Origin of the sequence: Paenibacillus sp. LjRoot153 (genome assembly GCF_964253085.1) — a bacterium.
In the GTDB taxonomy this organism is placed as follows: Bacteria; Bacillota; Bacilli; order Paenibacillales; family NBRC-103111; genus Paenibacillus_E.
Map to the genome: position 1 here is coordinate 7,949,326 of NZ_CAXUQH020000001.1, position 26,550 is coordinate 7,975,875.

The 26,550-nt window shown below is 48.7% G+C and carries 19 protein-coding genes and 1 riboswitch; of the genes, 3 read left to right on the forward strand and 16 right to left on the reverse strand.

All coding sequences use genetic code 11. The annotated features are described in order from the left end of the window. Positions 1–79: 79 nt before the first annotated feature. Complete coding sequence (locus ACSQ8P_RS34560) at positions 80–280, reverse strand: cold-shock protein (protein ID WP_056622333.1); 201 nt, start codon at positions 278–280, stop codon at positions 80–82. A gap of 307 nt (positions 281–587) precedes the next feature. On the opposite strand from ACSQ8P_RS34560, the gene ACSQ8P_RS34565 reads away from it, so the two are divergent. The 3 genes from ACSQ8P_RS34565 (at position 588) to ACSQ8P_RS34575 (ending at position 6,460) form a co-directional block, all read left to right on the forward strand. Beyond that, positions 588–2,687: a multicopper oxidase family protein gene (locus ACSQ8P_RS34565; protein ID WP_436239271.1), complete on the forward strand. Its 2,100-nt coding sequence runs from the start codon at positions 588–590 to the stop codon at positions 2,685–2,687. Between the two features lie 23 nt (positions 2,688–2,710). Further along, positions 2,711–4,825, forward strand: a complete 2,115-nt coding sequence (locus ACSQ8P_RS34570; protein ID WP_436239272.1) for a multicopper oxidase family protein — start codon at positions 2,711–2,713, stop codon at positions 4,823–4,825. 126 nt (positions 4,826–4,951) lie between these two features. Continuing rightward, positions 4,952–5,051: riboswitch (purine riboswitch) on the forward strand. Between the two features lie 74 nt (positions 5,052–5,125). Beyond that, complete coding sequence (locus ACSQ8P_RS34575; RefSeq protein ID WP_436239273.1) at positions 5,126–6,460, forward strand: 5'-deoxyadenosine deaminase; 1,335 nt, start codon at positions 5,126–5,128, stop codon at positions 6,458–6,460. A gap of 376 nt (positions 6,461–6,836) precedes the next feature. Here ACSQ8P_RS34575 and ACSQ8P_RS34580 read toward each other — a convergent pair whose 3' ends face one another. The 15 genes from ACSQ8P_RS34580 to ACSQ8P_RS34650 form a co-directional block, all read right to left on the reverse strand. Then, positions 6,837–9,569: an SLC13 family permease gene (locus ACSQ8P_RS34580; protein ID WP_436239274.1), complete on the reverse strand. Its 2,733-nt coding sequence runs from the start codon at positions 9,567–9,569 to the stop codon at positions 6,837–6,839. 183 nt (positions 9,570–9,752) lie between these two features. After that, the gene (locus tag ACSQ8P_RS34585) at positions 9,753–9,953 is read right to left on the reverse strand and encodes a cold-shock protein (RefSeq protein ID WP_028555213.1); all 201 of its coding nucleotides are present in this window, start codon (positions 9,951–9,953) and stop codon (positions 9,753–9,755) included. A 169-nt stretch (positions 9,954–10,122) separates the two neighbouring features. Further along, positions 10,123–10,341, reverse strand: coding sequence for a helix-turn-helix domain-containing protein (locus ACSQ8P_RS34590; RefSeq protein ID WP_436239275.1), 219 nt, complete (start codon positions 10,339–10,341; stop codon positions 10,123–10,125). Between the two features lie 12 nt (positions 10,342–10,353). Further along, entirely contained in the window at positions 10,354–10,752 is a 399-nt protein-coding gene (locus ACSQ8P_RS34595) for an HAD family hydrolase (protein ID WP_056622355.1), read from the reverse strand. A 76-nt stretch (positions 10,753–10,828) separates the two neighbouring features. After that, complete coding sequence (locus tag ACSQ8P_RS34600) at positions 10,829–11,362, reverse strand: C40 family peptidase (RefSeq protein WP_436239276.1); 534 nt, start codon at positions 11,360–11,362, stop codon at positions 10,829–10,831. Positions 11,363–11,520: 158 nt separating this feature from the next. Continuing rightward, positions 11,521–12,717: a response regulator transcription factor gene (locus ACSQ8P_RS34605; RefSeq protein ID WP_436239277.1), complete on the reverse strand. Its 1,197-nt coding sequence runs from the start codon at positions 12,715–12,717 to the stop codon at positions 11,521–11,523. Positions 12,718–12,726: 9 nt separating this feature from the next. Further along, entirely contained in the window at positions 12,727–14,568 is a 1,842-nt protein-coding gene (locus tag ACSQ8P_RS34610) for a sensor histidine kinase (RefSeq protein ID WP_436239278.1), read from the reverse strand. 80 nt (positions 14,569–14,648) lie between these two features. Continuing rightward, complete coding sequence (locus tag ACSQ8P_RS34615; RefSeq protein ID WP_436239279.1) at positions 14,649–15,530, reverse strand: carbohydrate ABC transporter permease; 882 nt, start codon at positions 15,528–15,530, stop codon at positions 14,649–14,651. 17 nt (positions 15,531–15,547) lie between these two features. After that, complete coding sequence (locus ACSQ8P_RS34620; RefSeq protein ID WP_436239280.1) at positions 15,548–16,438, reverse strand: carbohydrate ABC transporter permease; 891 nt, start codon at positions 16,436–16,438, stop codon at positions 15,548–15,550. A gap of 98 nt (positions 16,439–16,536) precedes the next feature. Beyond that, positions 16,537–17,880: an extracellular solute-binding protein gene (locus ACSQ8P_RS34625; protein ID WP_436239281.1), complete on the reverse strand. Its 1,344-nt coding sequence runs from the start codon at positions 17,878–17,880 to the stop codon at positions 16,537–16,539. A 253-nt stretch (positions 17,881–18,133) separates the two neighbouring features. Further along, on the reverse strand, positions 18,134–20,434 hold the full coding sequence (locus ACSQ8P_RS34630) for a DUF4962 domain-containing protein (RefSeq protein WP_436239282.1): 2,301 nt from the start codon (positions 20,432–20,434) through the stop codon (positions 18,134–18,136). Positions 20,435–20,540: 106 nt separating this feature from the next. Beyond that, positions 20,541–22,610 carry a heparinase II/III domain-containing protein gene (locus tag ACSQ8P_RS34635; RefSeq protein WP_436239283.1) on the reverse strand — a complete coding sequence of 690 codons (2,070 nt, stop codon included), beginning with the start codon at positions 22,608–22,610 and terminating at the stop codon, positions 20,541–20,543. Next, a complete protein-coding gene (locus ACSQ8P_RS34640) occupies positions 22,607–23,374 on the reverse strand; it encodes an SDR family NAD(P)-dependent oxidoreductase (RefSeq protein ID WP_436239284.1) in 768 nt (255 codons plus the stop codon). Before ACSQ8P_RS34640 ends, ACSQ8P_RS34635 begins: the two co-directional genes overlap by 4 nt. A 276-nt stretch (positions 23,375–23,650) precedes the next feature. Beyond that, positions 23,651–25,507 carry a cache domain-containing sensor histidine kinase gene (locus ACSQ8P_RS34645; RefSeq protein WP_436239285.1) on the reverse strand — a complete coding sequence of 619 codons (1,857 nt, stop codon included), beginning with the start codon at positions 25,505–25,507 and terminating at the stop codon, positions 23,651–23,653. Beyond that, the gene (locus tag ACSQ8P_RS34650) at positions 25,507–26,544 is read right to left on the reverse strand and encodes a response regulator transcription factor (protein WP_436239286.1); all 1,038 of its coding nucleotides are present in this window, start codon (positions 26,542–26,544) and stop codon (positions 25,507–25,509) included. The genes ACSQ8P_RS34645 and ACSQ8P_RS34650 overlap by 1 nt, the downstream gene beginning before the upstream one ends. Positions 26,545–26,550: the final 6 nt, after the last annotated feature.

The following is a 26,550-nucleotide window of genomic DNA, read 5'->3' on the forward strand; positions in this document are numbered from 1 at the left end:
CTTAGAGTACTAAGCGTCAGCTAGCTTTAAATTGAAAAAGACTGCCATTACTTAAGTAAAGGCAGTCTTTTTAATTATATTACAGTTTTACAACGTTTTCTGCTTGTGGTCCGCGGTTACCTTGAACTACGCTGAATTCAACGGATTGACCTTCGTCCAAAGTTTTGAAACCTTCACCTTGGATTGCGGAGAAGTGAACGAATACATCGTTGCCGCCTTCAACTTCGATGAAACCGAAACCTTTTTCTGCGTTAAACCATTTTACTGTACCAGTAGCCATTGTGAAATACCTCCAAAAATTATTAACATGTTTTTTATTCTTCAAAGAGAAAAAATTCACACATTGTATAAGGTTCACTAACAAAAATGAAAACCCTTTACAATATGTGAATTCAGGTTCTATTTGTCGATTGGATTTATCATAACACACCACTTATGAAAACGCAAACTATTTCCAAACTTTACTAGTGTAATTTTTGTGAAATCTGCCCCAACTTTAGTCTAGGTTGCCACTTGGTCTCTAGACGGTTTGATGCGCGGGGGAGGAGAACTATACTTATGATATTGAGTCTGGGAGGGTTTTGATCATGTATAACGCAAGTATTCAAACGATATTAGCCGTCAGTGTTTTATTCGTCATTTTCACGTGGATCGGAAGCGTTAAGGCGTCCCGATTATTGTACAGCGGCAGCTTAGAGAAGCTGCACCGCAAAACGCGCAAGCTGCTTTTCTGGGCATGGTTTCCAATCCTTCCTGCGGGAGCAATTGCAGCTGCCATCGTCTGGCTGCAGATGAACATGGATCCGATTTTCTGGAGGGACCGCATCTTTTTACAGGCGCCGCTTGTCGTTGTTCCTCTTTTGAGCATATGGTTCGTAGCCGTTCCGAAATTATTAAAGCTTCGCACATTAACCAAACAAAGTTTAGCTGAGAGTGGCACCACTATTGAACCTGAAATGTTCCAAAGAGCCGCTAGCCCTGGCCTTATATTTCCTTATCAATTAACCGCGCTTAGCACAGTTACGTCACTTTATTTCTCATTTGTACCGCCAGTGCCTTTCCTATGGTTAGAAGTCACCATTCCGCTCGCAGTCTTCATTGTCTTAGCCGTTGGATTCTGGCTGAGACATGCGATGCGTGCCAAGCAAGTGCGTAAAGCAACTAACTATCAAGCACCTCGTCTATTGGCGCGCTTTGGTGCCATGACGGGCGTTCTCATCGTGACCGCTGGAATCGGCTTCTATTTAATAACTTTCGCGATGGACAAAAGCGTACTGCCAGTCGAGATCGACATGGCAAGCGGGACGCATGACTACGGCGGCGGGGCTGCTGGTGAGCATGCCCATCACGATATGACGGCAATGGCTGGCATGGTATCTGTCGCCGACCTAACGGGCCCGAAAGAAGGGACGCCCGATCGTCGTTTTACACTCGTAGCGCAGAAAAAAACCGTCACACTCAGCTCTGGCAAATCCGTAGATGCTTGGACCTATAACGGTCAAATCCCTGGACCTGAGCTTCGTATGAAAGAAGGCGAACTCATTGAAGTCACGCTAACGAACGAAGATATTGATGTTGGCGTTACCGCCCATTGGCACGGTTTAGATGTACCTAACGCCGAAGATGGCGTTGCTGGAGCCACACAAAATGCAGTTATGCCAGGTGAAACCTATACCTACCGTTTCCGCGCCGAGCAAGTGGGCAGCTTCTGGTACCATTCCCATCAGGATTCACAAGAAGCAGTGAGTATGGGGCTTTTCGGAGCGTTAATTGTAGAACCTAAAGAGGCTGCAGATACAACAACATTTACAATTCCGTTCAAAGATATCACGGTTATGACCCATCGTTGGAAGAATACGTTTGCTATTGGCGCAAATGATGAACTAGATCGTCAAGCAGTTGCTCCTGGGACGCCTATCCGGATGCGACTCATCAACACAGATGATTGGGTCAATCAAACCTATACACTAGTGGGTACTCCTTTTGAAGTGGCTGCTATCGATGGGACAGATTTGAATAAGCCAGATCTCTTGACCAATACACGTGTCATTGTGCCAACTGGCGGACGATTTGATCTAACATTTGTTATGCCGGATCATCCTGTTTATTTAAATGTGGGAACGAATAAAAATGGAGGCATTCTTCTGTCAGCTGATGGCCAAGGGAACGTTCCTGAGCTGCCGCAAACCGTAGCTTTCGATCCGCTTTCTTATGGAAGTCCGAAGGCCACACCTTTTGATGCAAATAGCAAATTTGATCGCGATTTCACACTGATTTTAGATAATAAACTAGGTTTCTATAACAGAAATTTCGATTTCCTTTATACGTTGAATGGAAAAGTGTTCCCAGATGCGCCGATGTTCATGGTGAAGGAAGGGGATCTGGTTAAAACGACGTTCATTAATCGTGGAAATGTCGAGCATCCGATGCATTTGCATGGTCATCATGTGCTCGTCCTTTCACGCAATGGTAAGCCTTCCATCGGGAGTCCTTGGTGGTCGGATACGCTAGATGTTCAGCCAGGCGAAACGTATGAGGTCGCTTTCGTTGCGAATAATCCTGGACTATGGATGGATCACTGCCATAACCTCGTACACGCTGCCGCGGGGATGTCGATGCATTTGATGTATGAAGGGGTTACAACGCCATTTTCGGTTGGAAGTGGCACACAGAACCATCCGGAATAATGTTGCATGGAGGAACTATACACATGACAGAAGATCTATTTGGTGCCGCAGGATTTAGTTCCTTCGGCCTTCTTTTTTTGTGGGCAATCGCTGCCTATTGGAGTAGTCGATTGGCCTATAGCTCGGGAAAAAAGCAGCTGCACCGCAGGTCTTTGGATCTACTCATCCTCATCCTACTAGGTGAGTTGCTAGCGCTAGTTAAAGCCACGATCATACTCAGCTCATGGCCGACAGGTTGGCCAGCGATGCAGGTGAAGCTGGGGCTGGAGCTGGGGTTGTTCGTCGCTCCGGCGCTGGCGACGCTGGTGTGGTCTGTGCCGAGGATATGGCGAATAGCTCGGATAGGGAAAGGGCCGCAGGGCGAAGCCCTGCCTGCGGAAGTGCGGTCCAGCGCCGCGCATATCGCGATGGCGCTGCCGGTGCAAGCGGTCATGCTTGGCGCGATGACCGTGTTCTTTTACACCTTCTTCACCGCGGTTCCGCTGTCGGTGAAGATGCTTGTCGTGCCGGCTCTGCTAGCCGCAGCCGGCACTTCCGTGCAGGGGTATCGGCTGCACCGCAGATACCTGGCCATGCGCAGCCCCGCGTGGACGAAGCCACGGCTCGGGGTGCGGGTAGTGCGCGCCGCCGCCGGTGTCCTTGCGGCGGCAGCGGGGTTAGTGATCTGGCTGAGCGCAGCAAGCCAGATCAGCCGTTTGCCCGCCGAAATGAACATGGCGGCGGGGGTTATGGACTACGGCGGCGGCGCAGCGCCGGCGGAAGCCCTGCACGCCCACCACGGCGTGGGCGGGACGAGCGTAGCGACGCTGACGGGTCCCCGCGAGGGGACGCCGGATCAGCGGTTTACGCTCACGGCCAGCAAGAAAACGGTGGCGCTTAGCTCTGGCAAGCAGGTGGAAGCTTGGACGTTTAACGGCCAACTGCCAGGTCCAGAGCTGCGCGTGAAGCAAGGTCAATTGGTAGAAGTCACGTTGGTGAATGACGATATCGCCGATGGCGTAACGCTGCATTGGCACGGTCTTGACGTCCCCAATGCAGAAGATGGCGTGGCTGGTGTGACACAAAATGCCGTCATGCCAGGCCAAACCCATGTGTACCGATTCATTGCCAGTGACGCTGGCACGTATTGGTACCATTCGCACCAACAATCGTATGTACAGGCTGGTAAAGGATTGTTCGGATCGTTACTTGTTGAGCCCATTGCGGCTTCGACTACAATTAAGCCTAATGAACTAGATATCCCGATTGTTGCACACACCTATACGACTGTGGATGGCACATCGAACACGATCTCCTTCGGAACTTCCGATACGCAAGAAATCCGGCAGATTGCAACGGGTACGCCGGTTCGCTTACGGCTACTGAATACAGATAATTCTCCCCTGATATTCAAATTGATAGGGACAACATTTCAAGTGGCCGCCATCGATGGAACAGACCTTAACGGGCCCACAGACCTAGTAGGGAAAGATCTGCTCCTCGCTGCTGGCGGGCGTTATGATCTGACGTTTACGATGCCAGAAGGACAAGTACTTCTAGGTCCACAGCCCGAGAAAAGTGGAGGGAGCCACGCTGCCTTGGTAATGAGTCCAGACGGTAGAGATGGGGATTTCAGCGTAGCGATGAGTCAGCGAGGAGATATCTGGGATCCGCTAACGTATGGCAGCCCCGCTGCCAAAGCTGTTGCCGCGTTCACAGGACATTATGATCGTGAATTCCAGCTTATTTTAGATAAACGATTGGGCTTATTCGACGGAAGATTCGCCTATTCGTTTACGATCAACGGAAAACTTTTTCCTGATACACCCATGTTGATGGTGGAGGAAGGCGACAAAGTGAAAACGACGATCGTGAATCATAGCAGCGCAAGTCATCCCATGCATTTGCACGGACACCACATGTTGGTGCTGAGCCGTAACGGGCAGCCTTCAACCGGAAGTCCCTGGTGGGTGGATACATTGAACGTTGCCGCAGGGGAGACGTACGAGATTGCTTTTGTCGCGGATAATCCAGGCCTGTGGATGGACCATTGCCACAATTTGCAGCATGCAATGGCCGGAATGACTATGCATTTGATGTATGAGGGGATTACAACGCCATATTCCGTAGGAAAGGCAACGTCGAACCATCCAGAGTGACGCTATTCACCATTTCGACAAGATTGGAAGCCGTTTTTTCAAAAAAGAGGGAGGGCATGTCACATTAACTTACACACAGTTGACAAAATATACGTTGGCAGTTTACTCTAAAAGAGGAAGGCACGACAAATTGCATATGACCTCTTTCGTATAACCTTAATAATTGGATTAAGGGTCTCTACTTAGAAACCGTAAATTTCTAGCTACGAAAAATGTGCACTGAGAAACAGGCATATTTTTCATGGCTAGTTTTTTTGTGCCTACATTTTCATATATTAGGGGAGTAGGAGGTTTTGATCGATGACAACGATTTTAATTAAAGATGCTCAGATCGTGACCATGAATCGGAGCGGCGACATCATAACGGGGGATATTCTAATCGAAAATGACCGCATTACCGCGATCGGGCCCGATTTAAACCCTACACACGCAGATAAAATCATTAACGCCAAGAACCGTACGATCATTCCAGGCTTTATTCAGACGCATATTCACCTGTGCCAGACGTTGTTCCGTGGGAAAGGCGACGATCTCGAGCTTATGGATTGGTTGAAAAAGCGGATTTGGCCGCTGGAAGCCTCCCATGACGAGGAGTCGATCTACTATTCGGCAATGCTCGGTATTGGTGAACTGATTCAAAGCGGCACCACAACAATCGTGGATATGGAGACGGTGAACCATACGGATTTTGCTTTTCAGGCCATTGCCGAGAGCGGGATTCGAGCGTTATCTGGCAAGGTGATGATGGACAAAGGGGACGAAGTTCCGTTCGCCTTGCAGGAAAATACGAGAGAATCGCTTCAAGAAAGCGTTGATTTGCTGGAAAAATGGAACGGTCATGACGACGGTCGTATCCAGTACGCGTTCTCACCGCGTTTTGTTATCTCGTGTACGGAAGAGCTGCTGCGCGAGGTTCGTAATTTGTCCGAACAGTACAACGTGAAAGTCCACACGCATGCTTCTGAGAATCTCGGTGAAATCGAGATCGTGCAAGCCGAAACAGGCATGCGCAACGTCGTCTACCTCGATCATCTCGGTTTAGCGAATGAGCGACTGATTCTGGCGCACTGCATTTGGCTCGATGAGCAAGAGAAACGCATCATCCACGAACGTGGCGTGCATGTTAGCCACTGTCCTGGCTCCAACCTGAAGCTGGCTTCAGGGATCGCCGAAACACCGGAGATGCTCAAACTGGACATCTCCGTCAGCCTAGGGGCAGATGGTGCGCCGTGCAACAACAATCTCGATATGTTCAACGAGATGCGGCTCGCTGCGCTCATCCAAAAGCCCGCCCACGGACCGACGGCGATGAATGCGCAGACGGTCTTCCGCATGGCGACCATCGGCGGCGCTCGTGCCGTTGGCATGGCCGATGAGATCGGTTCACTGGAAGTCGGCAAGAAAGCCGACCTTGCGATCCTCGATCTCAACAACTTCCACACGTATCCGTCTTACGACGTGGATCCGATCTCGCGCATCGTCTACTCGGCAACGCGCGCTGATGTCGAAACGACCATAATCAATGGTCGCATCGTCATGGAAAACCGCATCCTGCGTACGGTTGATAAGGACATCGTCCTTCCTGAAGCGAACCGCTCCATTCAGCGGTTGCTGAAGAGAGCGAACCTGCGCTAATATTTGTGGCGCAGGTAAAAAAAACCCACCAAATCCCTCTATTACATAGGATTTAGTGGGGGTTTTGCGTTTTGGCAGGACATCAACCACCACCACAAATTTGCAATTCTATCAAATAATAAATGGAAAATACGCAGTTATTTTAATCGAAATCACCAATAATTTTGAAGTAGATGGATAATATACAGTTAATTTCGGCAGATTCCCGCATAAGGAGCAAATCAAATGAAAATAGATGGAGGTTCTCCATCTATTTAGCTTTTCAGCTAGTTATACAAGAAATTACCTTCATATTTTACAGTTAAATTTGCCACAGCCCCCTAAAGTCCCTGGTTTATTATTGAGAGCAGCCACCAACGAAACCGCCAGTAATCATCTAATGGATAAGCCCTAACCATTTCCAATATGGAACACATAAAAGAGCAAGCAGCAACACGGCTAATCCGTAAGAAAATGCAACTTTCTGTCCTTGTCGATGGCTAAATGCTTTCCCTTCGGAACTATAGTAAGCCGTCAAATACGTCGGCGATTGATACGCAAAAAAGAACGGGTCCGTTGATAATAGTACCACGAATACGAGGATCCATGGATGCACACCTGCTTGATCAGCCAACGGCAGGAGTGCAGTGACCAGCAAAATAACAGCTGGATCGTCCCTGACGATCAACGTGACGATGAACGAGAGCAAGATAACTGCGGCGAGGAAGAAGAACGGCGACGTTACGAAGACGCCCATATGCTGACCAAGGAACGAAGACAAGGCTTCGACAAGTCCAAGCTCATTGGCGGCTGCCGAGAAACTGAAGGCTACGCCAAGGAATAGCAGGAACGTCCAGTCGATGCCGGTTGAAATGGTTTTGCGATCCAGCACGCCGCTGATGACGAGTACGGCAAAACCGATAAGCATAACCCAAGCGCTGTCGATGCCATGGAGCGGTTGTAACACCAACATGATGATGCAGCTTAGGACGGTTACGACGGCAATACGCTCCTCGCGCGTCAGCGGTCCTAGCAGCCGTAGCTGCTCGTCTAAGACATCGGCAGCAATCGGCTTGGCTGATGCGGTTTTGCGGAACATGATGAAGATGATGGCAAGCAGCACGCTGCTAAATATAAGAAATGCCGGTAAGGCATAGATGAACCACTGAATCCAGTTCACAGGTGAAGCTGTTGTCACCAAACCGAAGGCGAGTACGTTCGTATACGAGCCTGTGAGCACGAATGGCGCTGTGAAGCCATAGAACAGCATGGCGGTAAGGCCTAAGCCTGCTGCGCCGTGACTGCGCGCTCCGAAGCCCATGGATTCGGATAGCGTCTGGGCAATCGGCACGCCGAGTGATACCTTCGCTGAAGAGGAAGGGATCATCGGGTTCAACATGATACCGCCGGCCACGATGCCCCACAGCTGCCCGCGATAGTTAGCGGGGAAGCGCTTGAGGGCATGAAGGGAGAAGCGGTATAAGAAGCCTGACTTCGTAATCACGGCGCTCATCGCCATGATGAAGATCATGTATAGCCAGGTCGGCGTTGCGAAGCCCGACAGAGCGACCTCTGGCTCGACGAGTCCGCCGAGCACCCAGAGCATGGCCATGCCCAAGGCTACGATGTAGTCGGGCATGATGTTCACGATCCAGAGGATCACGGCGGCTAAGCCGATCCCGATGAAGTCCATGCCGTGGCGGGACAACCCCGCAACGGGCTCGGCGATGTGGAAGCCGAGCACTGAGGCCACGGCCAAGATGATAGCCGCTAGCCCTAGCCAGCGGCTGCGGTCACCAAGCCGCCCCGCGCCTGCGGCGAGGCGCTCGCTCTTGCTTCTGGCCAGCATCTGCTTGGCCAGGCCGAAGCTCATCTCTCCGCTGCGCGGAGAGCCCGTTCCTGACAGCGCGTTTGTCTCCGCGAGCTGCAAATACTCGAGCGCAAGCTGCTTTCGCCCCAGCTTGCGGCAGAGATCGGCGCCCCACTCGTAGACGGTGGTGAGCTGCTGCGCCGAATAGGCGGCACCTTGCTGATCCAGCGCCGCCTCAACGATGGACAAGCCCGCTTCAGGCGCGTGTTCCACGCAGTAGCGGACGTAGGCCCACAAGACCGCGTAGCGCGCGACGAGCAGCTCGTCCGGGCAACGCCGAAGCGCATGGCCGATCGCCCGTTGCTGCCGCCCAGACTCGGTTAGGGCAGCTTCTGCAGCCATCTCTGCCCGCTCGGCCTTCTCTCCCTCACCCGCTTGTATCACCTGTCCTGTCGCCTTCGCTTGTCCTGCCTGCCCTGTCCCCAGCGCCGGCTCCGCCACCTCGCCCGCAGCTATGGCCGCCGCATCCAGCGCTGGTTCCCACTCATTTCGCGCGGCATACACCTCAACCACCGCTGCCAAGTCTCCCTCGACTCGATAGTAAGCCAAGGCTTGATCCACCCACATCTGCTGTTGGTGCTCACCATATCGCAGAGGCAGCATGTCCAGCATGACACGAGCGATTTCAGGACGCATCTGAACGGAGTCCCGCTCCACGTCCTGCTGAACGAGCCGCCCTAGTGCAGGATAAGCCTGATCAGCTTCTTCTATGGTCATACCAAAGAGATGCTTAAGAAGCCCAGCACGCATGCTTGGCAAGCAAGCACACGCGAAAAGGAAATCCCGCAAATCTGCCGGCAGCAACTCCACCTCATGTAGCACCCATTGTGCTTTTGCTTCCTTAGAGGCTTGTAATCGACCATTGGTTGATACCAACCGTTGCGAAAGCAGCCGAATGAAATAGGAAGAAATCTGCGGTTGCTCGATCACTAACCGATCGAAGGTCTCTCGATCAATATAGTAGAGAACGCTTTCTGCAGCTATGATGGCCGTTGCCGATCTGGGCTCGTTCGTTAACAGTGCCATTTCCCCGAGCGTATCTCCATCCTGCAAGCTTGCGAGCGACTGGCGTGTACCATCTTGCTTCTGAGAGAACAGCTCGACTCTGCCGCTCTCGATCAGATACATGCTATCACCAGGATCACCTTGCTCGAACAGCATGTCTCCCGCTTGCCCTTTCACCTTGTCTAATTTGCCCAGAAGCTTGGCTAACTCTATGTTAGAGAAGTCCTTAAACATCTCCATATCTTTAATCGCCACGAATAATCTACTCTCCTTGCATGATGCTATGACTATTCTCAAAGCTACTAACTACAAGAATACTGTACGCTTGATATGACGAAATTGTCTACACAAATTCCTAGTTGCCTCCCGAACGCAAAAGAAAGACCCTTAACTAAGTTAAGGGCCTTTCTAGAGAATGCTATATTTGCAAGCTGAAGCTTACAGTTTTACAACGTTCTCAGCTTGTGGTCCGCGGTTGCCTTGAACTACGTTGAACTCAACGCGTTGGCCTTCGTCCAATGATTTGAAACCTTCGCCAGTGATTGCGGAGAAATGTACGAATACATCGTTTCCACCTTCAACTTCGATAAATCCAAATCCTTTTTCTGCGTTAAACCATTTAACTGTTCCTACTGCCATGGGTAATACCTCCAAAGTTTTATTAACATGTCTTTTTTCTTGTTTCGAACAAAAAAATTACACATTGGAAAAGGTTTCATTTACTTAAATGATAACCCTTTGCAATACGCAATTCAGGTTTTCCCTTTAAGACTATTAATACTGTACCACACTATATTAGCTATTGCAATTATACCTGAGAGGGATTTATTGCTAAAGCAACGAAGGATTCCCTATCCTCAATTTTAAGTGCTATAGCTAGAGCTAATGCGACATCTTTCGACGGGATGATTCGACCATTTTCGATAGAATTTAGGATGGAATAGCTAATCCCCGCTTTCTCGCCAAGCTTACGTAATGTGAGATTTTGCTGTTGCCGCAGCTCTTTGAGCCGATTGTGGAAGGCCATGCTCGCCTCACCTCAACTTTCCTTATTTTTTTGTTTTTGAATTTCAGTTCTAATTTTGTCGAATGGGTCTTCCCAGTGCGGCGGCTTGATGGTTTTACCCATTTCATTCTTATGAACCTTCCCATCGGGCCAAACCTTGGACATATTCGCGTGCTGAACAATATCAAAAATAGGTCCAGGCTCTACCCCCATTTCAACAAGTGTCCCTAGTACAAAATACAATTCATCAATCATCGCATCCACTTCATCTTCTAACGTAGCTGCTTCTTCAAATTCATTGAGCTCTTCTTGCATCCACGCCAGACGCGCGGCTTTACGCTGAGCAGATAGGCGCTGCGGGGATGCGCCCACCGGGTGCTCGAACGTTTCATGGAACTTCTTCACAGCTTCGAATGCAAGTTTTAACGTCATTGTATCTGATCTCCCTTAACACGGTTATAGTTTTCTACTATATACCATTCGAAGGGAGTTGTGGTCAATATCCATATTACAAATGACGCCCCATAATGAAACGATCTTTCCAATAACCAGAGTTCATCCCACGTACGACAACGCCGGAACTGGTTGTATTACTAATGAACTGCCCATTGCCGATATAAATACCTACATGATTAATAACACCAGGTCTCGATGTGCTAAACATCACTAAGTCGCCTTTTCTTAGGCTTGTCTTTTTTGAGACCCGTGTTCCTAATTTCGCTTGCGCTTTGGAACCCCATGGGATCGAGATCCCATTTTTACTAAATACGAGCTGCGTGTAAGCGGAGCAATCCAGAATAAGACGGCTCGTGTTTCTCGTACCATAACGGTAAGTAACCCTCCCGATGTACGACTTCGCTGTACGCAAAATGCTATCTACACGGGACGTGCTTATTGCTGTCGCTGCCGCGACCGTTGAATTAGTGGTTGTAGTGGCAGCAGATGCCGCTTGCGGGCTTAACAACGCAGTTCCGGCGACTAACAAGGACAGACTTAAGCCTACGACAGATTGACTAAGGCGGTTCTTCTTCACAAAAATCATGATTGATTTCCTCCTTTGGCATGGATATATAAGTTTGTTGGACCTGCTACTACCATAGCACATGTCAAACAACCTAATATTTAACAACAAAAGAGGAAAGCCGCGCCACGTCTAATTGTAGGCATTATTCTGAGAATTGTCTGAGAATTCCATGAGAATCAATCTCTTGACAGTAATGTATCCGTTTTATCGCCTGTATGCTCCTGGCGGAACTCCGATGGCGTAACCCCATATTTCTTCTTAAATACTTGAGAGAAATGCCTCATATCTTGATAGCCGATCCGCTCAGCGACATCTGCCAGCTTCAGCTTCGGATTCAGCAGCAATTGCTTTGCCTGCTCCAGCCGCAGATTAATTACAAAATCCTTGAAGCCCTGACCCGTCTTCTGTTTAAACAGCTGACTGAAGTAAACGGGGTTCAAGTAGACGATTGAAGCCACTTTCTCAAGTGAAAGGTCGTCTTGATAGTGCGTGCGCATATATTGCAAGGCCACCTCAACAGAACGATCACTTCCGCTAGCGTGATGCTCATAGACCTGTGTCGTTGACGCCTGCCGCATCCGTTGAACCTCGGCAGGTACGGATTGGAACTGCTCGATCCGCTCCGTTGTCATGATCTGGAACGGTACCTTCAAATATTTAATGAGATGGCTGCGTAGCTCCTCAACGAGCTGTGCAATGCTTGTTCCTTCGGGAGGGGTGACGAGTCCTAACAGGCTTTTGCTGTCGTGAACCGTCACGAAGCCCTTGCCGCAGCGTTCTATCAGCTCCAATAGGACGTTCTCGATAATGAAATTTTCCAGAAAGACGGCCTTGTCGGTTTCCATTTTGACCATGATTAAGTAGAAATAAGGATGCTGCTCCACGAAGGGCCCCATATCGATCCGCCCCGTATCCAGACCCTGTACCCATCGCTGGAACACAGCTTCCTGCAGAAATTTGCGATTCGTCTTGAGCAGCTCCGCTTCCTCGATCAGTTCGGTATCATGCGCGATTTCCTCACTCAGCTTCCGAATCATTTCACTTAACACTTCTTTGCCAATTGGTTTAAGCAAATAGTCTTTCGCACCAAGGCGCACCGCTTCTTGCGCATAAGAAAACTCTGAATACGCCGAAATCACAACCCACTTCACGTGAGGATGGCGGCTGCGCGACATATTCATCAGCTCTAGTCCCGTCATCCCTGGCATGAGAATATCCGTTAGCACGATATGAATCGTCTGGCTGCGAAGGATATTAATGGCTTGCTCCGCATTCGAAGCTAAGTGGATCGTGTGCTCAGGAAAGCGATTCTGAAGCGTCCGCTGAATGCCTTGCAGAATAATGGTTTCGTCATCCACGATAAGAATATCCATGATGGTCTGTTATACCCCCTTACGAGGAAGCGGCATCGCAATGATCACCGTTGTTCCTACCTCTTGTTTACTTGCTATCCGAAGCCCATAGGCCTCTCCGAAAAGCAGCACAATACGACGATGTACATTGGTAAGACCGATGCCTCTTCTCGTCATTTTGCTGTCCAATGCAGGCTTCGCTTCGCCTCTGGGCTCATCCGCTTTATAAGCGTACGAATCTCCAATCATACGAGCATCTTCTTCGAGCCTTTCCTGCATCTGATGAAGGAGATTCTCTTCGATCCCCACACCATTATCCGAAATAATGATATGCAGTTCTTGTTCATGTACCTCCGCGAACACTCGCAGCAAGCCAGGCTGCTCTCGCAAAGGCTCCAGTCCATACTTAACAGCATTCTCAATGATGGGCTGCAGCGTCATCTTAGGGAGAACCACATCCAGCCATTCCGGATCAATGTGAATCTCCGTACTCACCCTGCCCTCCAAGCGGTTCTCGATAATCGTCATATAGTGGCGCATCTGATCCAGCTCTTGCTGCAGCGTCGTCTTGGACGCTTCCTGCCAATCACTGCTGTACCGGAACATATGAGACAATGCCAGAATCACCTTGCCTAAGCGATCATTCTCACGTTCATCCAGCATCCAATAAATCATATCCAAGGTGTTATAGAGGAAATGAGGATTCACTTGAGACTGCAGGGCCTGCAGTTCGGCATTTTTCTCACTCATAGAAGCCAGAGTAATGCGTTCGATCAGCTCATCCATCCGATTCACCATCCGATTGAAGGAGGACACCAGCGAGTTAATTTCTTCAAAAGATTTGACCGTCACGGAACCCTTAAAATTCCCCATCTCCACTTGCTTCATCTCACGGATCAGCAGCTTCAGCGGGGAGGCAATATTCTGCGAAATCAGGCTTGCTAGCGCCGTAGAAAGGATAATAAGGACTACGATAACAACGTATAAGTATTCCCTCGTTTTGACGACTTCCGCATTGATGTCATCTTTCGGTGTTAAACCGAAAACTGTCCAATCTGACATTTTCGCTTTCGCCGCTACAATTAATTGATCTGTCTGATCATCAATAATGATCTCATTCTGCTGCGGACGCGGAAGACCGCTGAACGATGGGAATGTCGTCTTATCCTCAGCCGTCGTGGCAATCAGTCGATTCTCCCGGTCTACGATGTATACACGGCTGTTCGGACTAATCGTCACGTTAGAAAGGGCCGCAAGGATCGGCTGCGGATTCGTTTCGATCAGCATGATCCCAATCACGCGATGATCTGTGAGGTCATAAAGCTTCCTGCCAAATACAAAGAGAGGGTCCCGCTGGAACTGGTTAATTACCGATCCCTGCACCAGACCTAACCAGACCATCTCACCAGAGGAATCCTGCAGCTTCTGGTACCAGTCGGCGCTCGAATAATTCATATTGATGACACTGTCAAAGCCGCGCTCGTAATTATAGTTTTTACCCGCATTCGTAATGACATGAATGCCGATGATATCGTCACGGGAGTAATAGATCGCTCCTAGAATATTGGTAATGGTACGCTCATTAAAGATACTCGCGGTCACATCAGGATTGGTATCCCGATCTTGAATTAAGCGAAGCATTTCATAGTTACTATTCAATGATTTCGTAATACTATCATAGCCCTGCAAGAGCAAATCAAATAAACCTACGGTTTGTGAGATATTTTTTTGAGCCAGATCACTAATCTTGCTATGTATAATTTGGGTCGTCTTCTGATAGTACAGAACACTAACAAGTAACACGAGTACAAGCATCGAAGTGATAAATAGCAAAAACAACCGATTATGTATGGAATTAAAGCCCCGTTTCACGCTTGACGGCCTCCTTTCGTTGGAGTATTCGCTATTTTACCACACCCAAATCCGAAAATGAAAAAAAGAGAGGGGTGAAGTTAACCCTTCACCGCTCCCGCTACCATACCTTTTGTGATTTTATCCGCTAATAAGAAGTACACGAGAATAACCGGCAGCGCACCTAGTACGAGGAAAGCGCCGATAGCTCCATAATTAACAGAATATTGACTTACGAAGCTGTTAACCCCGAAAGGAAGTGTCTTAAGCCTCTCGGACGAGATAAACGTCGCCGCGAGGATGTACTCGTTCCAGATATTAATGAAGGTAAGAATACAAACCGTCATCATCGGAGGAATTGAAATAGGAAGAATGATGCCGCTGAAGATTTTAAATACCCCTGCTCCATCTACAACTGCAGACTCTTCAATTTCCGCTGGAATGGACTTCATGAAGCCGCTAAGGATAAAGACAGCAACTGGCGTCTGAAACGCAATGTAAGGCAGAATGATGGAAAGATGCGTGTTCAGAATGTGCATGTTCTTGAAAATAATCATAAGCGGCAAAAGCGTCGCCTGCATCGGAACCATCATCCCGATAAGGAAGATCACCATGACCAATTGACCGTATTTCCATTTGAACCTTGTAATCGCAAAGGCCGTTAATGAGCTCAAGAACAGAACGCTTACCATCGTTACCAAGGTAACAAATAAACTATTCTTTAAATATTTAAAATAATTCCCAGCTTCAATCGCATCGGAGAAGTTCTTCCATTGAAGAGCGTGCGGCAAGGCGAAAAAACGTCCGGAGAGAATTTCCTCATTGGTTTTTAGTGAATAGATGAATAGCCAAAACAAGGGATATACCTGTGTGACCACAAGTAAAGATAAGAATGCAATGACAATGACTTTTAGGATAGAGAAGCTTTTGCGTCTCCGTATAATAGCAGGTTTAGCCGAAACTGCTTCCCTGGCGTTTTGCATGGTGACACTCCCCTTCCTCAAGAAAATCTTCTCTCTAATCGGTTAAACACCGAGTTAATAAGTACTGTAGCTACTAGACAAACCACAACCAAGAACGCAGCAATCGCGCTTCCATAGCCATATTTCATGGACAAGAACGAGTTGTTGTACATCAGAGTTGAAATAACGTCAGTTGCATGTGCAGGACCACCTGCTGTCATAACCATAACCATGTCAAACGCTTGGAGGGAACCAATGAAAGCAAGGACGATCGATATTTTGAAAATCGGAATATTCATAGGGAAAGTGATATACCAGTCGGCTTTCAGGCCTTCTGCTCCATCGAGACGCGCAGCCTCATAAATATCAGATGGGATGTTCTGAATACCAGTAAACTGGATCAATGTGTGGTAACCTAAATACTGCCAAAGTGCTACAAAATAGAGGGAATACATGGCTATCTCCGGATCGGTTAACCACGATCTCGTCCAGCTATGTAGGTTGAGTAAATCTAGAACTTGGTTGAGCATACCGCCCATCGCAGCTGGATTGTAAATTGTTTTCCATAATTGTCCAATAATAACGACAGATAAAATAACGGGTAGAAAATACGCAGAAACAAGGAAATTCGGCTTTTTGATAAATCGATTGAGCAGAATGGCTACACCCAAGGCAATTGGGATTTCACACATAGAAAATACAGCAAACATCAATGTGCGTTTCACGGATGGCCAAAATACAGGATCATGAAACAACATGGTGCGGAAATTCTCAAGACCGATGAATTTGGATTCACCAATCCCGTTCCAATCGAGCAAACCGCTATACATCGATACCAGAATCGGCACAAAAACGAGACAAACATAGATCAATAAACAGGGCAATACAAACATGGCAATCGTCCACTTGGAGACTCTTAACACATTCACTTAGCTCGCCTCCTTCATGGGGATATACCAATGGGAACTTACTTGGCATACCCTGTGTGGCGCGCCAAGCAAATTCCCTATTGGGCTATGACATCAACTTATTTCTTGTTTGTATCGTAAGCTGTTTGGTGCTCTTTCGCTACGACTGCTGGATCTGTTTTCTTCACGAATAGGTTTTGAATGCTTGTTAAGTGGCCTTGAGCTGTTCCTGGGTTCATCGTGTTATCGAACGCAAGGTCGCCGCCTTTAACTTTTTTGAACAATCCGAGTACTTCCATTGCCATATCGGAGTATCCAGCTGCTTTGAAGTCGCCGTCAACTTTTTGTGCGACACCTACTGCGCCTTTAACTGCGAAAGCTTCTTTAGGGAAGTTCAACATGAAGTAGTTTAAGAAATCTTTCGTTTCTTTCAAGTGCTTGCTGTTTGCAGAGATTGCAAATGCGCTGCCTGGAGCCAACATGAACTCGTCTGGGTTACCTTTACCTTTAACAGTTGGGAATTGGAATACGCCGACTTTACCGTTAACGGAAGATGTTTCGATACCGCCAGTTGCCCAGCTACCCATGAAGTACATAGCTGCTTTACCTGTTTTGAACAAGTTTTCACCTGCGTTGTAGTCAAATGATGTTGCGCCTTCTTGGAATGCGCCAGCTTGGATCAAGTCTTGGAAAGAGCTAACTGCATCTGTGAATGCTGGATCATTAAAAGTTTTCTTTCCGTCTACAACAGCTTGCAAGAAGCCAGGTCCACCGTTCGTACGAAGCAATACGTTCATGAACAAGAAGGAACCTGTCCAGGAATCTTTTTCACCGATCGCCATTGGCTGAATGCCTTTGCCTTTAAGTGTTTTTACAGCTTCAACCATCTCTTCGAACGTTTTTGGAACTTCTACCCCAGCTTGTTTGAACAAGTCTTTGTTGTAGTAAACAACCGCGATGTTGTTACCATCTGGCAATGCGTAGATATTATTTTTGAATGTATACCAGTTAAGGATACCTTCTTGGAAGGTTGCTTTAAGTCCATTTTGCTCCACCATGTCATTCAAAGGAGCGAATAAGCCTGCATCCACGAATGGTTGCATTTGAGCAGCTGGGTTAACGACAGTGATGTCAGGAACTTCTTTGGAAGCTGCTTGTGTTTTCAATTTAAGCTTTTGTTGATCCGTGTTCAAAGAATCAAGCTCAATTTTGATATTCGGGTTTTTCGTTTGGTAATCCGTTACGATTTTCTTCAACATACCGTTTTTCGGATCTGTTGGATCCGGATATATATTTTGGAACGTGATCGTAATGTTCTCTTTTTTCGTTGCTGCTGGTGCCGTTGAAGCTCCTGCTGCTGGTGAAGTCGTGCTGTTGCTGTCTCCACCTGAACCACACGCTGTTAAACTAATGGCTAGCAAGCTTGCCGCAATGACTTGTAGTGATTTATACTTTTTCACCAATGTAAATCCCCCTCGTTTGAGTGAATGTCTTTATGTACTTATTATGCCGTGTAATTGGGACCCCTTACAATGCGTGAACTTTAGGTATCATGTTTGATTTCTATAGATTTATCGCCTCGCCTAACTTTCCCGTTTGGGGAATTTATTATGAGTTAAACGATACTAACGATCTCTCCTCCATTAAAAAAGAAGCGAAAAAGCGACCCCTCCTCAGCTCTCGCTGACTCGGAATCGCTTGGTTAATCAGGACATTTTAGTAGGCCTTTGGCACTTCTACGCGGTTCGTAATACCGTCTTCGGTGAAGTAGATATGAACGTCAAAGCCTTGATCATCCATGAAATACGACACGTATTTCGGCTCGCCATGCTTGATCGGCACAAGAAGCGTCGCAATACGGTGGCTGCGGGCAGATTTCGTCGTTGCCTTCAAATGATAGTGCGGCGGTAAACCTTCAATTTCCGACTGATCAATATCTGTGAAGCTCTGATGCTGTGATAGCTCTAGCTCGCCAGAGGAGCAGTACACGAATCGTCCGTCCATATCAGCCTTACGGCCTTGGACCTTGAAGGTCTGTCCATTCAGCTTCATCTCATATAGCGTTTGGAACAGCCAATCAACGGTACCAGCCTGCGCGAGATCGATATGGTCGACAACCACAACATAGGTGCCGAAGAAGTAAAGTTCCCGCACATACCGTTCAAGGTATGGCACATATTCTTGGTATGCCGCGGTTGCGTTAGCGCGAGAATAACCGTAGCCTTTACGCTGCTCGGCAATCTCGACGAACCCATTGGCCGCCATATTGAGTACTTTGTTCTTCTCCGCATATTGACCTAAACCGTCGATCAAAATGTTGTTCGTCGAGCGCGTCTGCCTCCGCCAATTCATATGCATCGTGGAGCTGAACGCCACGTAGTAGCCGCTCTCAATGGCCAGCGGTTCGCCGTAAGCATGCAGCAAGAAGCCATTCTGATCGCCATGACTATGGCTGACAGATCCATATTTACTGCTCTTCGTGAGGAGCATAATGTGACGTTCTGGATCCGCCATATTGGAATGGAAAGCAACCCAGTCAATGTCACGGAACCATTTGACCGACTGAATATTCGCATCGGTAGGCGCGATAGCTTCAACCTGCGGATAGTCATGACGGTACACCATTTCATCGAATCGGAAGTCCCACCAACCATAGTTGTAAAACTTCATTTCTGAATCTGTATCCGTCTCGCGAACGCGTTCATAATACCACTGATACAAACCGTTTCCTGTTACACCTGCAAATTGACGAATGTTGAAGCCCGTTTTCAAGCTGACTGGATCCCCCAAAGTCGATTGATCGCCAAAGCTTGCGCGCAACGTATCCGGGCTGAACGCGTACAGCGGGAAATCACCTGTTTTCGCGAAAAATGGCCGCTTATAAAAGTTAATGCCTGTATATTTCTTCAGCAAATTCATCGCTTCCGTAACAAAAGCCATCCCCGTCGTCCAATACATCGGACCTTCGGCCCAGCCCCCATCCGGCCCGCCCCACGGCGAGTACAGACACGCATAATATTCAAGTGTATAGTCTAACCACTCTTGTACTTCTGGCTCTTCCTGCAAAAGCACAATGCAGCAAGGCACAAGAACACTGGATAAAGAGCGCACGGCGTGACTGTCGAAGGGTACGTGATGAATTTTGGAATGCTCGATAACATGTTGCGCGATTTGGCGTGTACGTTCGAGAAGAACGTGGCGAATTTGCTTTCGTTCATCCTCAGATAGTTGATCATAGAGCCAGTCATAGCCCCAGGCGATGGCGCCAGCCATTCGGAAGGAAGCCTCATCGTTATAGTCGCGGCTCGTCGTCCCTCTAATGTCCCAAGCACTGATGTGAAGCAGCCAGGTTTTGGCTCGATCTAATAGTGTAGCATTGTTGAGAAGCTTGCCCGCTACTGCCAAATGACGTACCGCATACAAGGCTTCTTGTGTATCCATATACATCTGACGCCAAAGTTTGGCAACGCGCTTATTTCCTGGGTAATGAAGCGGCTCCGCAATCAGATCTCGTTCGATCCAAGGCTTAACAGACTTCTCGAAAAAAACATCAAAATCGCAATAACTAGGATCCATCGCTAGCTCGGCGCGAAAGGCTTCTACCTCCGAAGCTTGCAGCCACAATCTCGGATGCTGCGCAGAAACCTCTGCGTATCGTGTGGCTCTGCTTGGCAGAGGTGTTTCCGGCAAATCTGCCGGTACTTCGAAACGTCGCACACTGCTCCATACCGTTTGTTCGCCATTTTCTTGGAGCAACGCATAACGCCAGTAATAGGTGCCCGCCTCGAATGCCGCATCAGGTGTATACAAGTTATAGGTAATTGGTTGGACTGTCTGCGTCTCTGCTGGCGGGAATGCCTCTGATTGTGCGATTTGAAGCACATAACGATCATGCTCCAGCTGTGCCGGAATCCACGTGAAACGAGGCGGGTTTTCCAGCAACACCGTCTTCTCATTGGGCTCGTATTGTACGGTTAACACACCGCTTTGCGGTTCGTAAAGTGGCGATAATGACATGGATTGTTCCCCTCCAGGCTCGGTTCTGTAAGGCTTATAGGTGTTACGGAATTAGGTGAAACCTGATTAATAATATAAATGAAATAAATGTGAAAATGATTGCAAATTACAGAATTTGTAATCCCTTATCTGTCATATTAACACGAACAGAACCATTCGAAGCATTAGGAACGGTTATGCTGATTTCATGATCCGTTATTTGTGAAAGCTGAACTGCACTGCCCGCGCGATACACATGAATGAAATCCGCTTTACGGTCATTACGGCGATGAAGCATGGCTGAAAGTGAGCGACTAGGATCCACGGCATCGCCTGGCGTCTGAACAGCTACAACCTCATCACCTTGTCGAACTAGTGCGGAGTGGTAGATGACAGCGTCTGAGTTGGTGAGTTTGTACGAAACTTGCAGTTCATCCGCTCCATTGCCGGCAGCCCCTTCCTTCGGTACAAATCGGCTAGTTATCGGCAGTTGCTGCTCCTTTAACGTCGTAACATCCCCTACTTTCTCAGCTACTAGCGACTGATATGAAGCCTCTGGGGTAAGTGGTTGTTGTAGAGCTTCTACCGCTACTACAGGGTGCATCCACCATTCAATCGCTTGCGGTTGATCACCAGAAAGTTCAACTTGGAACCAGTCCAACATCCAATCCTCCGTAAGCAAAAGATGTCGAGTCATCGTACAGCCTTCGTAGCCTTCCGTCGATTGTATCCACGCGTAAACCGAAGTCTCTGTCGTTTTATAGTGCTTAAGGCGCCCTTCATGCGGCGCTTGCGATTGACCCGCCAGCGAAACGGTATTGTGGCTGGCTGTCTCGGCGAACCACGATCTGCGCATGGACGAGCCGTAAGGCACCATCCCCAGATCGGGTGTTAGGGTTTGATCTTGGTGCATCAACGTCAGATGCAGCTTGTCGTAGTGGCCGTGGGAACCGCCGTGCTCGCCGAAATCGGCGAGGAACGACAGCGGGTTCCCCGCGATGCGGCCGATGACGAAGCCAGCGTCCGGCCAGAGCCGCGAGCTGCGCGGCTCTGAGGTAGCGGCGCGGTCAGCGCCTTCGCCGTAGAGCAGCGCCTCGAGCTGCTCGTTGCCGGCAGCACCTAGCTGCCGGTACGCTTCGCGCAGCACTGGCGCGAGGCCGGCAATGCCGTAGATCGTGAGCCCCTGCTCAGCGATCTCGGCGATTTCGCGGGCGTAAGGGCCCCGCTCAAGCGGCCCGTCATGCAGGGCCGGCAAAGCGCCCTGGTCGTCGGCCAAGTCGGCCAACGCCTCAAGCATGCCGCGCATGGACTGCCCCTCTGCGCCAGTCGTGGCGTAGAGATCAATGCCGAAGCGCTGAGCCATTTCGGCAGCGATGAGATAGGCACGAAGCACGAATACATGGTAATACGTGCTTCCTTCGAATTCGAATTGATCGGCTTTCACGCCGATGGATAAATGATGAATGAAGCCGCCTTGACCTTCAATAAGTGCTTCAAGTAGCGCTTGCTCGCCTCGAGCCGCGTACACACAAGATAAGGACGCATTCAGCCAAGCGGTATAGTTGTTTTCCGCATTGTTCCGCTCATGAATCAAAATATGTCGGTACTCCTCCATACTTCCCGCCAGCAATCCCAAAAAGACGTCGATCACCACTTGTTCCTTCGCATCGAAGGTAATACCCTCATCGCGAAGAAGCAGATAGGCGCGAATCAGCGTGGTAGACCAAATCGCCTCCGTCAGCGCTTGGTGGAATGCTCGTCCCTTCAGCATCCAACTCTGTGCTTCTGGATGCACAGGATAGCGCGGAAACTGCTCTGCGTATTCGACAAGCAAGCGTTTGCTAATTTGTGCATAGGATACGTTACCTAGAGCCGCATAAACAGCTGCCGATTGCAACGCCACTCGCGCCAAGGATTGGTGCTTAAACACGAGCCAAGCTCCACGATAGGCATCACCTGTAATCACACACCCGTGTGGGCACAGAAATTCTGAAGCATCTACACAGCTTTCATCGAACATCAGTTCGGTATGATGGTGTGGACAAACATACTGGTGCCACCAACCACCAGGTTCTTTAGGAACGATCAGGCTGCCTGCTTGCTGCAGCCTGTCGATTTCTTCTTTAAGCCTTTGGGCGGTTTGACCCGCCCACGTCAAAGTCTCTACTTTAGCGGCTAATGGGATCGCGGTACTCATCGCATCATCATCCCGCCGTTGATTTCAATCGTTTCACCTGTTACATAAGCTGCTAAATTGGAAGCTAGATAAAGAACTGCCCCAGCTACATCATCTGGTGTTCCTTCACGTTGCAGCGGAATGCCATTAATTGTTGCTTGGCGCGCAGCATCCGTAGTGAACGTCGCGTGGAACATCGTATTACCGATAAAACCCGGTGAAACATTGTTCACGGTGATGCCACTTGCCGCAACCTCTTTCGCCAAACCTTTAGAGAAAGTAAGAACTGCTGCTTTACTTGCCGCATACACGCTTCCGCCTGGTCCGCCACCATTATGCGCAGCTACAGAGGTCATGTTAATGATTCGGCCGTAACCTTTTTCTTTCATACCTGCAATAACGCGTTTGGACACGAAAACTGTGCTTTTTAAGTTTACATCCATAATGCGATCGTACATGTCTTCGGACATCTCGGCATTTGGCACACGCTGTACCAAGTGGCCTGCGTTGTTTACAAGAATATCGATCGTTCCACCCAAAGCTTGCTCAACTTCGCTTACAAGTCTGTCGATTTGCTCCACATTCGTTACATCCGCTTGTACAAGTACTGCTTCCCCACCCAATGCTTGAATTTCAGCAACAACTTCCTGGCCCTGTGTCACATTGTTCAAACAGTTCACGCCTACTTTCGCACCATTACTAGCCAAAGCTAGTGCAATCGCGCGCCCAATCCCTGCATTCGATCCTGTTACAAGTGCTATTTTCCCCGTTAAGTTGATGTTCATTGTGATATCCTCCCATGGATGTAAATCTATTTTTTATTTGAATCGCTGCTTGTGCAGCGTAACTACCTGTTGTTTTAATGGACACGAGCGACGCTATTTCTAAAAAAGCAGACTGTTTCCTCGTGTAACGGACTCCAGCGACGCTATTTACTGTGTTGGAGGCGATATTGTGCCACAACCAGGGGAATAACGGCCATGTTGTCCATTAGAATTTGTAATGGCTACTTTGTCGCTTAATAACGTCCCCTGTGTCCGTTAGGCATTGGGTTCGCTGTGTTAAGAGTTGCGCAGCCGAGGCCGCGCCGTCTCCGGCATCGTCATCGTGACGCAGGTGCCGCGTCCCCACTCGCTGTCAACGGACAGCCCGTAGGCTTCGCCGAACACCATTTGAATCCGTCGATGGACGTTCATCAGACCGATGCCGCCACCACGCTTGGTCCCGGTGCTCGCTTCTTCCGGCTCCGCCAGACGGTTCTCCTTCAGCTTCTTGCGCAGCTCAGCCAGTCTTTCCGGCATCATGCCAGTACCATTGTCCTCGATGAAAACCTGGAACAAGCCACCCTCTTTGCGGGCATCAATTCGAATGGTATGCCGCTCTTCCACACCATCTGGAAACGCATGCTGAAAAATATTTTCAATCAACGGCTGCAGCGTCAAGCGCACCATCTTTTCTAGCAGCAGGCTTGGCGGGATCGCTACATCAATCTCGAATTCCCGCTCCGTACGATGCTGCAAAATAATCATATAGTTCCGCACATGATTCAGCTCGTTCGCAACCGTGATCTCCTCTATGTTGGTTTGAACAGAGTAGCGAAGCATGAAGGCCATCGCTTCAACCATTTCCGTAATCTCGCCGGAATCCTGAACAATGGCATAACAATTGATCGTTTCCAATGTGTTGTATAAGAAGTGCGGGTTAATTTGCAGCTGCAGGGACTGAAATTCAGCCCTCTGCCGTTCGAGCTTGGTTTCGCCAAGCTCCAGCGCATTTTTCTGCTGCTCCAGCTCGGCCTCATACACCCGCTCGATCATATCTGATAGCCGCGTCACCATCAGGTTGTAGCTGTGAATGAGTCCACCCATCTCATCCGTTCGACCGATGTCTTCGATATACTGCCAGTTCCCCTTCTCTGTCTCGCGCATGCTGTCTTTAAGATCCCGAATCGGCCTAATAATGGAGCGACCAAAGCGAGAAGCAAGCCAAAGCGCAGCTGCCAATGTTACCAGACCTACAATGATCGTCGTAGTTCGAATCGTATTGGCAGGTCGGCGCAGCTCCTGCACGGGCATAGAGGCGACAAGGTTCCAATCGGAGTAGCCTGATTTCCTCGATACAAACATACGTTCTTCTCCGTTGTATTTGGACAAAAAGGTTTGATTTCCACTTGTCAGCACTTGCGAAGCTAGCTCATCCTGCGATTTGCGTTCACTCATCGTACGTGGATAAATGTAGTTGCCAGCGTCATCCACAATGAAGAAAAAGCCCTCTTTCCCCAAACTAACACGGTCCCACGTCTTCGCAAGTTCATCTAGCTTAATTTCAATGGCAACAACTCCGCGGTTGGCATCCCCATACGAAGGGCCCCTCACTTTACGTGCCATCGTCACAACGGATCCTTCATCAACAGGGCGGATACTCATATTGAGCAGCGCAATTTTGCCGTCGCCAGGCGTTGATTTCATCAAGTAGTCATACTTTTCACGTACAAGCACAGGATCGAAATTCAGCAGGTTCTGATTCTCATAAATAACGGATCGACCGTGCTGACCCACGACGTAGCTCATGTTTAGCTGTTTATACAAGGTAATGACGGATGTGACCGAGATTCTGGCGAACTCCTTGATTTTTTCCGAATACACATAGTATTCATAGCCATCATCCGGCTTGATTTCCATGAACGCTCGCACGTCCGAATTCGACGAAAAGGCATTGCTGAGCAGCTCATACGCCTGTAAATAGCTATCCGTTTGATAGTTCGCACTATCGACCATCTGCTCCATATATTGCTTCACTTGATCATCCAGCGCTCGCGAGGATTGCCAGTAGGAAACAGCGCCTACAGACACCAATGAGAGCACAATAACGATGAGAAAATACGCATAAATTTGACGTGAAAGCGACTTTCTCTTCATTAACGGATCCCCATTCGCTGACGGTATTCCGAGGGTAGACAGCCTTCATACTTTTTGAACGTTTTGGTAAAATGTGGATGATCCGCATACCCAACCTCACCGGAAATATCGGTAATGCGCCAATGCGGCTGCTGTAGGAGCTTCTTCGCCTTCTCCATACGTCGACGTGTTCGATACTGAACGAAGGTTTCTTGTGTGTTTTGCTTAAACAATTGGCTAAAGTAAGAGGGATTCAATCCGATGAATTCAGCTACCTCTTCTAAGGAAACCTCCTCCGCCAGATGCTTCTCCATGTACTGTTTCGCTTCCTCAACAGGGTCCTTCTGCTTGCCTTTGCGCTTGCTCTTGAGCTCTTGCAGCAGCCCTTTCACAGAGGTCGTAAACCACAGCCACACATCTTCCTCGCTCAACGAAGCGGAAATCTGCGGCTCTTCCTTGATCATATACACATCGCGAACTGTAAGCCGCCCATGCACAAGCGTATAAATCTCCTGTACAATATCGCTCATGCGATTGAGCTTTAATTTATAGGCTCCTAGCTCCGATTTGATCTCCTCGAGATCTCGGTCAAGCTCCTCTTGCTGCAGCATCCACACCGCTTGCTCCAATCGGGTAGCCCAGCTCTCCAACTTCGTGACGGCGACGAAAGACTCCGAGCTCACCTTGCTTTTGTTCAGAATGAGCTTCTCTAACACCTGCTGAAACCCCTTGATGTTGACTGGCTTCAATAAATATTCTTTGACTCCGTAAGACACACACTTCTGCGCGTACTCGAAATCTCCATAGCCAGAAATCACAACCACTTGTATGTCAGCATCCATCTCGGCAATTTGCGCACACAGCTCCAGACCATCCATCTTCGGCATGCGTATATCTGTAAAAAGGAAATCAGGTCGTTCCTCTTGAATCCGCTGCATTGCGACAACACCATTCTCAGCCGTTCGCAAGCTTTCAATGGGCAGCCCCGATTGTTCCACAAGCTTCTGTAATCCTCTGCGTATCATCGGTTCGTCATCGACAATGAGTATGCGGTACATGAGAAA